Origin of the sequence: Mucilaginibacter sp. (assembly GCF_028288105.1) — a bacterium.
In the GTDB taxonomy this organism is placed as follows: domain Bacteria; phylum Bacteroidota; class Bacteroidia; order Sphingobacteriales; family Sphingobacteriaceae; genus Mucilaginibacter.
Map to the genome: position 1 here is coordinate 1 of NZ_JAQBOI010000287.1, position 11,667 is coordinate 11,667.

Annotated in this window: 12 protein-coding genes; all 12 read left to right on the forward strand. The window is 41.1% G+C overall.

Annotated elements, in window-relative coordinates; all coding sequences use genetic code 11:
• Positions 1-657, forward strand: a 657-nt coding sequence (uppS, locus tag JWQ85_RS19070; protein WP_299470788.1) for a polyprenyl diphosphate synthase, incomplete at its 5' end; no start/stop codon positions are given.
• A gap of 63 nt (positions 658-720) precedes the next feature.
• Positions 721-3,273 carry an outer membrane protein assembly factor BamA gene (gene bamA / locus JWQ85_RS19075; protein ID WP_299470790.1) on the forward strand — a complete coding sequence of 851 codons (2,553 nt, stop codon included), beginning with the start codon at positions 721-723 and terminating at the stop codon, positions 3,271-3,273.
• A 16-nt stretch (positions 3,274-3,289) separates the two neighbouring features.
• Positions 3,290-3,820, forward strand: coding sequence for an OmpH family outer membrane protein (locus tag JWQ85_RS19080; RefSeq protein ID WP_299470792.1), 531 nt, complete (start codon positions 3,290-3,292; stop codon positions 3,818-3,820).
• A gap of 49 nt (positions 3,821-3,869) precedes the next feature.
• Positions 3,870-4,382: an OmpH family outer membrane protein gene (locus JWQ85_RS19085; RefSeq protein ID WP_256539011.1), complete on the forward strand. Its 513-nt coding sequence runs from the start codon at positions 3,870-3,872 to the stop codon at positions 4,380-4,382.
• 63 nt (positions 4,383-4,445) lie between these two features.
• Positions 4,446-5,285, forward strand: coding sequence for a glutamate racemase (gene murI, locus JWQ85_RS19090; RefSeq protein WP_299470796.1), 840 nt, complete (start codon positions 4,446-4,448; stop codon positions 5,283-5,285).
• 232 nt (positions 5,286-5,517) lie between these two features.
• Complete coding sequence (nuoH, locus tag JWQ85_RS19095) at positions 5,518-6,588, forward strand: NADH-quinone oxidoreductase subunit NuoH (RefSeq protein ID WP_299470798.1); 1,071 nt, start codon at positions 5,518-5,520, stop codon at positions 6,586-6,588.
• 109 nt (positions 6,589-6,697) lie between these two features.
• The gene (locus JWQ85_RS19100) at positions 6,698-7,288 is read left to right on the forward strand and encodes a 4Fe-4S dicluster domain-containing protein (RefSeq protein WP_299470800.1); all 591 of its coding nucleotides are present in this window, start codon (positions 6,698-6,700) and stop codon (positions 7,286-7,288) included.
• A gap of 26 nt (positions 7,289-7,314) precedes the next feature.
• Complete coding sequence (locus JWQ85_RS19105; protein WP_299470802.1) at positions 7,315-7,836, forward strand: NADH-quinone oxidoreductase subunit J; 522 nt, start codon at positions 7,315-7,317, stop codon at positions 7,834-7,836.
• Entirely contained in the window at positions 7,833-8,138 is a 306-nt protein-coding gene (gene nuoK / locus JWQ85_RS19110; RefSeq protein WP_299470804.1) for an NADH-quinone oxidoreductase subunit NuoK, read from the forward strand. The genes JWQ85_RS19105 and nuoK overlap by 4 nt, the downstream gene beginning before the upstream one ends.
• 2 nt (positions 8,139-8,140) lie before the next feature.
• Positions 8,141-8,692 (forward strand): TonB-dependent receptor plug domain-containing protein, encoded by a 552-nt coding sequence (locus JWQ85_RS19115; RefSeq protein WP_299470806.1) that lies wholly within the window; start codon positions 8,141-8,143, stop codon positions 8,690-8,692.
• A 2-nt stretch (positions 8,693-8,694) separates the two neighbouring features.
• Positions 8,695-9,555 carry a hypothetical protein gene (locus JWQ85_RS19120; RefSeq protein ID WP_299470808.1) on the forward strand — a complete coding sequence of 287 codons (861 nt, stop codon included), beginning with the start codon at positions 8,695-8,697 and terminating at the stop codon, positions 9,553-9,555.
• Entirely contained in the window at positions 9,552-11,615 is a 2,064-nt protein-coding gene (locus JWQ85_RS19125; protein ID WP_299470810.1) for an NADH-quinone oxidoreductase subunit L, read from the forward strand. The genes JWQ85_RS19120 and JWQ85_RS19125 overlap by 4 nt, the downstream gene beginning before the upstream one ends.
• Positions 11,616-11,667 lie beyond the last annotated feature (52 nt).

Here is an 11,667-nt window from a genome sequence, read left to right on the forward strand (position 1 = left end):
GGAAAAGGCAAGTTAAGGGTGTTTGGCCATCATAACGGGGTGCTGTCTGTAAGGGATATTGTGGAAAGTGCGGGCGAATTGGGGATAGAATATTTAACCTTATATACCTTTAGCGCCGAAAACTGGAGCAGGCCAAAATTTGAGGTTACCGCTATAATGGAGTTGCTTATCAGCACCCTTAATAAGGAAATTGCCAAGCTGATGAAGAACAACGTGCGTTTAAATGCCATTGGCGATTTAAACATGCTGCCGGGTAAATGCCACCAGGAACTAAAAAATGCAATAAGTAAAACTGCCGCTAATACAGGGCTGGTGCTTACGCTTGCATTGAGCTATAGCTCGCGCGGCGAAATTGTACATGCCGCTAAAGCTTTAGCAATCAAAGTACAAAGCGGGGAAATAAACCCTGCCGATATTGATGAACAATTGTTTGAAGATAATTTATATACCGGCGGTATGCCAAACCCTGAACTATTGATAAGGACGAGTGGCGAGTATCGTATAAGTAATTATTTACTATGGCAAATTGCCTACGCCGAGCTGTACTTCACAGCAAAGCTTTGGCCTGATTTTAGGCGCGAAGACTTGTATGAAGCTATACTGGATTACCAGAAACGCGAACGCCGTTTTGGTATGACAAGCGAGCAGGTAAACTAAATTTTTACTTTTAACACTTTTTAACAACTGTATAAATTATTTTTAGCCCACTAAAATATTCGGATGAATAAAGTTTTTTTTGCTCTTCTCTTCTCTTTTATAAGCACTGCAGCACTGGCACAGGTTAATGGCGCAAAACAGTCTTCACTGTCGGGATCTATACCTGCCGATAGCCTCAGCTACCTTAGTCCCAAAGATTATATTATTGGTGGTGTTACTGTGTCTGGCGCTAAGTATTTGGATAAAGAAGTACTACTCACTATATCTAAATTAAACAAAGGTGACAGGATAAATCTGCCCGGCGAACAAAATGCCAACGTTATAAAGGACTTGTATAAGCAAGGCCTTTTTGACGATGTACAGTTAAATGTTACCAGAATAAACATGGATACCATTTACCTGGAGATTGCTGTTGTTGAGCGCCCGCGCTTATCGCGTTTGCATATAACCGGCATTCGCAAAGGCGAAATTGAGGATGTAACCAAAAAGCTAAGCGATAAAACCGGTAAAATTGTAAACGAAAATTTACTTAGCACCACTACCGCTATCATCAAAAAGCACTTTAATGAAAAGGGCTATTTAAATACTACAGTAAACATAAAACAAACAAAAGACCCGGGTGATGCCAACAGCGTTATACTGGATGTTGCTGTAGACAAAAAATCTAAGATTAAAATAAACAGTGTAACTTTTGAAGGTAATAAGGCGTTCTCTGACAGTAAGCTGCGGAAATTTCTTAAAAATACCCGCGAAAAAAAGATCTATAACATATTTGGCTCAAAGAAGTTTAAACAGGATAAATACGAAGAAGATAAGCAGACACTTGTAGAAAAAATGCAGGAAAAAGGTTATCGTGATGCGGAAGTTTTAAGCGATAGCGTTACCAAGCATGACGAGAAAACGGTTGATGTAAAGATCAAAGTTTACGAAGGCCCTAAATATTATTTTGGTGGTATTAAATTCTCTGGAAATGCACGTTATCCGGCTGATGTATTGAGCAGGATATTACGTATAGAAAAAGGACAGGTATTTAGTGAGGATGAATTAAACAAGCGTTTAACCGGGCCTACGCCAAATAACGATGATGTTTCATCACTTTATTTAAATGATGGTTATTTAACCTTTAATGCCGACCCAGTACAAACAAGGGTTTATAACGATACTGTTGATATTGATATAAGGATATACGAAGGCCCACAGTACACTATTAACCGTGTAATAGTTAAGGGTAATGATGTTACCAACGATAAGGTAGTACTCCGCGAGATAAGGACTAAACCGGGTCAGAAATTTAACAAAGAACTATTAATACGTAGTGCGCGTGAAATTGGCCAGTTGGGTAACTTTGACGAGCAAAAAACCGAACCAAGGCCAACAAATATTAACCCGGCCGATGGTACTGTTGATTTAGTTTACAACGTAGTTGAAAAACCTTCAGATCAGATTGAGCTATCTGGTGGTTTTGGCGGCGGGCAATTGGTTGGTACATTAGGGTTAACCTTTAACAACTTTGCCTTACGTAACCTGTTCAATCTAAAAGCTTACAAACCATTGCCAAAAGGCGACGGGCAGAAACTAAGCTTAAGAGGTCAGTCAAGCGGTCGTACCTATCAAAACTTCTCGTTCACTTTCTCTGAGCCTTGGTTGGGGGGTAAAAAACCAATTTACTTTGCATTATCGGCTTATACACAAGGTAGCTCTACAGGGCAGTATTATCCTAAAGAAAGCCCTTATTATAACAAGTTGCGTATCAATGGTATTGGTGTAACTTTAGGTAAGCGTTTAAACTGGCCGGATAACTACTTCCAGTTAAACTACTCGTTAAACGTTGACCATTATGACCTGGACAACTATGGAGGTTACCTGTTCCAGAATGGTACATCATACAATATTAAATTAACCCAGGAGCTTAGCCGTAACTCGGTCGATGTGCCTCTTTATCCTACATCGGGTTCAAATATTAAACTTACAATTCAGGCAACGCCACCATACTCTTTATTTAATAGTATTAATTATAATGTGGCAACACCAGAAGAAAGATATCACTTTGTTGAGTACTACAAATGGAAATTTGATGCTCAGTGGTTCCAACGGATAGCCGGTAAATTGGTGCTGATGTCGCAGGTGCGTTTTGGTTATCTGGGCCAGTATAACAAATTGGTAGGTCCATCTCCTTTTGAGCGTTTCAAATTGGGTGGTGATGGTATGCAGAGCTACCAGTTCTTACAGGGTACTGATGTTATAGGTTTACGCGGTTATGAAAACTTCTCTATTGTACCGGTAGGTTCAAACCTTAATGCAAATACAAATCAGGGTAGTGCCATCTACAATAAGTATACAATGGAGTTAAGGCATCCGGTAATTACTGGACAGTCTGCCACTATTTTCTTACTGGCGTTTGCCGAAGGTGGTAACGTTTGGGATAATTTTAGCCAATTTAATCCGTTTAATGTGCGTCGTTCTGTTGGTGTGGGTGCAAGGATATTCTTACCAATATTTGGATTACTGGGCTTAGATTATGGTTATGGTTTCGACAAAATACCTGGCCAGCCCGATGCTAATAAAGGACATTTCCATTTTACAATTTCACAAAGCTTAAGCGGAGGATTTAATTAAATTTGCACAGCAGTTTATGAAAAAAATAATTTTAATACTTTTTTTTACAGTTACAGCCTCCACGGCAGCACTGGCACAGCGTTTTGCTTATGTTGATTCTGATTATATTTTAAAACATATGCCAGAATATGCATCATCGCAAAAACAACTGGCATCGCTATCCGAGTCATGGCAAAAAGATGTTGATACCCGGTTTCAGGAAATTGACCGTTTGTACAAAGCTTACCAGGCAGATCAGGTATTAATGACACCTGAAATGCGTAAACGCCGCGAAGCGGAAATAGTGGATAAAGAGAAGTTAGCTAAAGATTACCAACGCCAGATTTTTGGTCCGGATGGCGAACTTTCTAAAAAAAGTAATGCGCTTATTAAACCAATACAGGATAGAGTGTCTAAAGCTGTACAGGCCGTTGCCGAAAGCGAAAGCCTGGATATGATATTTGACAAAAACAGCGAGGTTATTATGCTGTATGCCAGTCCGCGTTATAATAAAAGCGACGAGGTGGTAACACGTTTGGGGTTAAAGCCTGGAGTATTTGCCAAATAAAAATTTTATATTTATAATTAGGACTATTATTAAACACAGAACAACAGAAATGAAAAAACTATTTAAAGTTGCTTTAGTTGCAGCAGGAATGTTATTTGCAGGCAACTTTGCCCAGGCACAATCAAAAATTGGCCACATTAATTTTCAGCAGTTAATTGATTTTATGCCAGAAACTAAAACAGTAAAATCTCAGCTTGAAATTTATCAAAAACAATTCATTGATCAGTTAACTACAATGAATAACGAGTATCAAACTAAAGGTCAGGCATATCAATCAAAAAGAACAACCATGACTGATGCAGCACGTGGTGCAGCTGAAACTGAATTGCAGGATATAGCAAAACGGTTACAAGATTACCAACAGTCTTCACAACAACAAGTTGAAGCTAAACAACGTGAATTAGGTAAACCACTTATCGATAAAGCACGTGCAGCAGTATCTGCAGTAGCTAAAGAAAAAGGTTACGGTTATGTATTAGATACCACCAGCGAGTATTTAGTAGTATCTCCTGATGCTGACGATCTGATGCCGGCTGTAAAACTTAAATTAGGATTAAAGTAATCTTAAAATTAAATTATTTGAAAAGCGCCCTCATTCGGGGCGCTTTTTTTATTTTTGGTGTATATGTTATCAGGCAGTCCTATTGGGGTATTTGATTCGGGTATTGGTGGTTTAACGGTGTTCCGTTCTATTGTAGAACAGTTACCCGGTTATGATTATTTATACCTGGGTGATAACGGCCGGGCACCATATGGTAACCGCTCTTTCAATACCATTCATCAATATACCTGGGAGTGTGTGCAATGGATGTTTAAGCAAGGCTGCCCGCTGGTTATACTGGCCTGTAATACAGCATCTGCAAAGGCATTGCGTACTATACAGCAGCAGGACCTGCCAAAAGATAATGCTGATAAGCGTGTGCTGGGTGTTATTCGCCCAACGGCCGAGGTTATTGGCGATTATACCAAAACCAAACAGATAGGCGTGCTGGGCACAAAAGGCACGGTGCAATCGGGCTCTTATTTATTAGAGATAGAGCACTTTTCTCCGGACCTTAAAGTTTATCAGCAAGCTTGCCCGCTTTGGGTACCGTTGATAGAAAATGGAGAATACAATAAACCGGGAGCTGATTATTATGTACAGCTATACCTGGATCAGTTAATGGAGCAATCGCCGGATATTGATACCATTTTACTGGCTTGTACACATTACCCGCTATTGCAGGATAAAATTAAAGCCCACTTGCCGGCGCACATAAATGTGGTTGCACAGGGCGATATAGTTGCCACCAGTTTGGTAGACTACCTGCAACGCCATCCCGAAATGGAGCAGCGACTTACAAAGAACGGCAATCGCCAGTTTTACACCACTATTGATGATACCCCAGATTTTGACCGCCATGCATCGTTGTTTTTTGCAGATAATGTAAAAAGCGAATATGTTGATGTGAGGGAAGGGTGTTAAATAGATGTATTTTTACCTACCTGTCATCCTGAACGTATGTGAAGGATCTAATGTACTACATGCTTGTTGGCGAATAGATGCTTCACATACGTTCAGCATGACAAGGGGGTGGAACACATTAATAACCCTTCATCAATCACCTTTTCCTCTTTAAAATCATTCTAAAAAAGCACGACTAAAATAGTCAACTATCCTTAGCATTTATTAAGTTTGCAACCCAAAGCAAGCGCCCTTGAATTTTTATATTACATATTTTATTGTAGCCGCAGGTTTATTTGCTTTTGTGGGGCTGTTTACCATGTTTGGCGTATACGCCGAACGTAAAGTAAGTGCATTTATACAAAATAGGCTTGGCCCCACTGAAACGGGAAAGTTCGGCACTTTGCAAGTATTGGCCGATATGATAAAGATGGTTCAAAAAGAACTGATCATTCCGGCAGCGGCCGATAAAGTTTTGTTCCTGGCGGCACCTGCAATTATCTTTATAGCGGTTTACCTGGGTTTTGCTGCTTTGCCATGGGCCCCGGGATTAGTTCCCGCTAATATTAATATAGGGCTTTATTACATATTCGCTATTATTTCTATCGAGACCCTCGGCATATTAATGGCCGGATGGGGCTCAAACAATAAGTATTCAATACTGGGTGCTATGCGGTCTGCAGCGCAAATTATATCGTATGAAATACCTGCCGGCTTCGCGCTGATATCGGTGGTAATGGTAGCGCAAACATTAAATTTACAGGATATAGCTATGCTGCAAGGTATCTTATCTCCCGAGAAAGCCAAATTTTTTGGCTTTTGGGATGTATCGGCAATAGGGGGTATATTATCATGGAACGTTTTTCAGGCGCCGCATTTACTGGTAGCATTTGTAATATACTTTATAGCATCATTGGCCGAAAGTAACCGCGCCCCATTTGATATTCCGGAAGCGGAATCGGAGCTTGTGGCTGGTTTCCATACAGAGTTTACCGGACTACAGTTCGCGCTGGTGTTTTTGGCAGAGTATTCGATGATGTTTTTAGTATCGATGGTGGGCGTAATTTTATTTTTAGGCGCATGGAATACGCCTTTGCCAAATATAGGTTCGGTAACTTTGGCAAGCTGGACAACCGGCACGGCATGGGGAATTATCTGGATACTGGTAAAAACCTTATTATTGGTAGGCGTACAAATGTGGATAAGGTGGACATTACCGCGCCTGCGGGTAGATCAACTAATGAACTTATGCTGGAAAGTGTTAACCCCGCTGGCATTTGCCTGCATGTTAATATCCGGTATATGGCGGTTGTGGGTAATGTAGTTGGAAAAGAAGCAAGATTGTTAGAGTCAAGAGACAAGAAAAAAAAGAGAAAAGTAATTGGTGTAATCATTTCATAGTATTGAGGCATCGGTGAAATCCAAAAAATAGAATGATAAAAAAGGCGATAAACGGTTTTACAACGGCATGGAAGGGGCTAACCCTTACCATAAAGGCTTTGTTTACATCAAACGCTAAACGTAAGATCACGTCTATAACTGATGATAATTACTTTAACCAGCAAAACAACACTAACACCATACAATACCCAAAACAAGAACTACCCGTACCCGAAGTGGGCCGTTACCAACTGGATGTGGAGATTGATGATTGTATTGTGTGCGACCTGTGCGCTAAGATCTGCCCGGTAAACTGCATCGATATCGAATCGATAAAATCTACCGAGGGTAGTATCGGTGAAACATCAGATGGGTCTAAAAAATTGCTTTATGCGGCCAAGTTTGATATTGATATGGCTAAATGTATGTATTGTGGCTTGTGTACTATTGTGTGCCCAACCGAATGCATTGTGATGACCAATCAGTACGACAAAACAGTATTTGAACTAAGTAACCTTACCTATGAATTTTCGGACATGTCGCCAGAAGATGCTGCCGAAAAACGGATGCTGCTGGAAAAACAACAGGCCGAGAAACAAGCCGCAAAATTAGCCGCCATGAAGGCAAAGGAGGGCGGAGCATGAATTTAGTGCAAATACTATTCTACCTCATGGCTTTTATAACGCTGGGATCGGCATTAGTGGTTGCCATTAGTCAGAATTTGGTGCGCAGCATATTCATGTTTTTTGTAACGCTGTTTGGGTTAGCAGGTTTATATGTTTTGGCCCTGGCCGATTTTGTAGCAGTAACTCAAATTGTAATATACGTTGGTGGTATTTTAGTGCTGATACTTTTTGCCTTTATGCTATCGGGCAAGGAGGCTTTAGCCACCGCCGAACAACAAACCAACCGTTTTATTAGTCTGAATAATTTACCTGCGTTTTTATTGGCCGCATTATTTTTAGTAGTAATGCTTAATGTAGTTTTTAAGGCGGATTTGAATAATCTACAGTGGGTAAAAGCCGCTATCGAAACAAAGAATGTGGTGCCGGTTGATGGAACAGGTATTAACAGCATAGGCGTAAATTTAATGACACGATACTTACTGCCATTTGAGGCAATATCTGTTTTGTTGATGATAGCCCTGGTAGGTGCAGCCCATTTGTCGCGAAAGGAGGCCATCAAAACATGATCACGCTGAATGATTTTATGATAGTGAGTGTGGTACTGTTTTGCGTAGGCTTGTTCATTATCGTATCAAAAAAGAACGCCATACAAATACTGATAGGTATCGAACTGATGCTGAACGCTGCCATTTTGAACCTGGTAGCTTTTGGAAAGTATGATAATGCCAATAACGGGGGACAAATGTTCGCTCTGTTTGCCATTGTGTTAGCCGCTGCTACAACAGCCGTGGCGCTGGCTATTATATTGAATGTGTATCGCCAGTATAAAACCATCAACCCGGATAAAGTAAACCAGTTAAAAGATTAAATATGAAAAAGCTAATTGTTGTTTTTTCGTTGTTTCTATCGGTTGGCGCTTACGCGCAAAAGGCCGATTCGGCTAAAAAAGAGTTCAGAATTAGCACCGGCAACTCCTATAGTAGTTTGCCGCCTTTGGTGATGGTAGACGGTGTAAAGTATAAGGGCGATATCAATACCATACCTCCCAACGATATTGAAAGTGTCGAAGTTTTGAAAGATGCATCGTCAAAAAAATTATATGGCGAAGCAGCTAAAAACGGAGTGATCTTAATTACCACTAAACAAGGCAAGGCTTTAGCTTTAAAACGCTCGCAGACTATTACGGCTAAAGCAGATTCTGCATCAACCAAACCATTATACATTATTGATGATAAACCAAGCACCGGCATGCAAAACTTAGATCCTAATGATATTGACAGTATTAGCGTAGTGAAAGATGCATCGGAGGAAGCCCAGAATACCGTTGCGGGCAAAAACGGCGTGGTGATAGTTATTACAAAAGCATATAAAAAGAAAAAAGAAGCAGAGAAAGCTGTTAAACAGAACGAGCAAAAGAACTAATAATGAAAAAACTCCTTTTAATATTGCTGATGTTACTTGTTGTTGGCGCTTTTGCGCAAACACGGAAGAAGCATGCAAAAAAGAAAGTGAGCCGCACTACCAAACACCGCGTTAGGCACAGGGTTTCAACACGCGAGGAAGAACCGGTGCTTCAACCAGAGTTTCAGTATGTAACTATGGGGGCCGATAAAAAGATAGTATTTACCGACCCGCCTGATGGGCAGGAAAAACCATTTGTAATTATAAACGACACCGTTTATAACGGCAGATTGGAGGAGCTGAAGGTTGATAACATTATAGATGTATCTGTAGTAAAGCGAAAAGGGGCAAGGATAATGTATGGGCCAAAGGCTGCGGCAGGCGCCATCGTCATTAAAACAAAACAGCATTTGCCGGCCAATTTGGCTTATAATACTTTGCCGCTACCCAAACCAAGACCCCAGCAAAAGCCATTTATGTTTAACGAAGAGGTTACCTATGGTAAAGTTGAAGATATTGACCCAAAGAAGATATTAAGTATAGATACGCTGATACAGCCCAAATTTGTTGGCTCAAAAGATAATGATACCACGGTAAGCGTAACCACTAAGGTTTACGGAAAAAAACTATACCAATGGAAATTTGGTACACTATCAAAAGCCTACAAAACCTACATTAGAAGCCGCCGTGGCAATGATAACGGTGTAAACTATGTATTAAGCGACGGAACTACATTGACAGGCGGAAAAGAAGAAGACCTGATCAAGTTATTGAAGGTGTATAACTCGGATATTAAGTCGGTAACTTTCGCCGGGGCTACAGGGAAAAGATCAAACAGGACCCCTACTACCGTAACTATAGAAATTAACGAACAATCGAATTGAACCCAACCTTACCATATAACGACGCGCAAACCGTAACCCTTGCAATAATTGCAGTGGTGTTGCCCTTTGCTGCCTTTGTGGTAAACTTTTTACTGTTGGGTAAAAGCAAGGCATCGGGTTGGGTATCTACATTGGCTATATTGGCGAGTACAATATTAGCTGGAAGCGTATTCTTTAAGGTATGGAATACCCACACCATACATACCCAGCAAGTGTGGTTTATCATTGGCGCTACAAAGGTACAGGCAGGCATCCTGCTCAATAATCTGTCGGTGCTGATGTTGCTGCTGGTATCGGTTATTGCCTTGCCGGTGCATATCTATTCTACCGCTTATATGAAGGATGATGATGGCTATAGCCGGTACTTCAGGTATTTAAGTCTGTTTTGCTTTAGTATGCTGGCATTGGTGGTGGTTGATAACCTGATACTGCTTTATGCATTTTGGGAATTGGTGGGTTTTTCATCGTATCTGCTCATTGGTTTTTGGTTTACCCGCGAGAGTGCCATCATCGCCAATAAAAAGGCTTTTATTATAAACAGGATAGGGGATATTGGTTTGCTTACGGCCATTATTATTCTGTATACGCAGTTTAATACATTTGATATCCAGCAGCTTTTTGGCGATAAAGGTTTAATTGTTAATTCTATCATCGCCAATGGCGAATGGACGGGTACTTTAGGCAGTATACCTGCCCTATGGCAATACGTTGCCTTCGGCGGGATATTTCTGGCAGTTGCTGCAAAGTCAGCACAGTTCCCTTTACATACCTGGCTGCCTGATGCTATGGAAGGCCCGACTTCCGTATCAGCATTGATCCACGCAGCTACCATGGTGGCTGCAGGGGTGTTTCTGTTAGGCCGGGTTTACCCAATGTTCAACGGGACAGAACTAACCGTATTGGCTTTTGTAGGTTGCTTTACCGCGTTTATGGCAGCGACTATCGCCCTTACACAAAACGACTTGAAACGCATCATGGCTTACTCCACCATTTCGCAATTGGGCTTTATGGTGATGGCTATGGGCGTTGGGGCATATTCATCCTCGCTATTCCATTTGGCCACGCACGCGTTCTTTAAATGTTTACTGTTCCTTGTCGCGGGGATTGTTATCCACCAGGTAAAACATATTAAGGATGATAACAACCTTGATATCGACCCGCAAAATATCCTGCATATGGGGGGCTTGCGTAAAAAGCTGCCCTTAACTTTTATCGCTGCCTTAATTGGCGGATTAGCGTTGGTTGGTTTCCCGCTAACATCGGGCTACCTGTCAAAAGACGGTATCCTGATCCAGGCGTTTGACTGGTCGGACAATAAAGCAGGCATCCTAAAGCTAATTCCATATGTGGCACTGCTCACCAGTTGGTTAACCGCGTTTTATGTGGCAAGGCTTATAGTAAAAGTTTTCTTTGGTGAGTTCCGCTTGCAAAAAATGAATCCTCACATTCATATCCACATGGGTGATGGGGGCTGGCAATACAAACTGCCGCTGGTGTTTCTGGCGCTTTGCTGCTTATTCCCGGTGTTTTCGTATAGCCCGATTTTTTACGAGGATGCGTGGTTATACAAAGGGTTTTTGCAGGCTAACTTTTTAGCGCGCGAGAATATGTACCACTATATTATACCAGTGTTGGTGAATATATTGAGCGTTGTGGTAATATACTGCGCGTATATGATTTATGCAGAACGCAATACATGGTCGTTTCCGCAAAAGGGGCTGCTGTTCCGTATCTCTTTTAACGAATGGTGTATTGATAGCTTTTATAACCGTGTTATTGTGCGTTTTGTAATGTGGTTAAGCAATGCATTGTACTGGTTTGATAGTAAAGTAGTAGATGGATTTGTGAACCTGCTCGAAAAAATTGGTATCGCCATTGCCGGTATTGCTGCATGGTTTGATAAACATGTAGTTGACGGATTGCTGCATCTAATTGCTGATATTGTGCACGGCATTGGTGGTTTTGCACGCCGTTTTCAAGGCGGAAAAATTCAATATTATTTATTCAGCATGTTATTAGTGCTGATCACCGTATTTATTTTAAAACTGATCTGGACCTGATGAATATATTAACCCTGCTCATTTTTACACCCATACTGTTTGGCTTAGTTAT

What these genes read in the sequence shown, in the direction of transcription:
- murI (WP_299470796.1), top strand. Translation starts at nt 4,446, where the DNA reads ATGTTATCAGGCAGTCCTATTGGGGTATTTGATTCGGGTATTGGTGGT.
- bamA (WP_299470790.1), top strand. Translation starts at nt 721, where the DNA reads ATGAATAAAGTTTTTTTTGCTCTTCTCTTCTCTTTTATAAGCACTGCA.
- JWQ85_RS19080 (WP_299470792.1), top strand. Translation starts at nt 3,290, where the DNA reads ATGAAAAAAATAATTTTAATACTTTTTTTTACAGTTACAGCCTCCACG.
- JWQ85_RS19100 (WP_299470800.1), top strand. Translation starts at nt 6,698, where the DNA reads ATGATAAAAAAGGCGATAAACGGTTTTACAACGGCATGGAAGGGGCTA.
- JWQ85_RS19120 (WP_299470808.1), top strand. Translation starts at nt 8,695, where the DNA reads ATGAAAAAACTCCTTTTAATATTGCTGATGTTACTTGTTGTTGGCGCT.
- JWQ85_RS19115 (WP_299470806.1), top strand. Translation starts at nt 8,141, where the DNA reads ATGAAAAAGCTAATTGTTGTTTTTTCGTTGTTTCTATCGGTTGGCGCT.
- JWQ85_RS19085 (WP_256539011.1), top strand. Translation starts at nt 3,870, where the DNA reads ATGAAAAAACTATTTAAAGTTGCTTTAGTTGCAGCAGGAATGTTATTT.
- JWQ85_RS19105 (WP_299470802.1), top strand. Translation starts at nt 7,315, where the DNA reads ATGGCTTTTATAACGCTGGGATCGGCATTAGTGGTTGCCATTAGTCAG.
- nuoK (WP_299470804.1), top strand. Translation starts at nt 7,833, where the DNA reads ATGATCACGCTGAATGATTTTATGATAGTGAGTGTGGTACTGTTTTGC.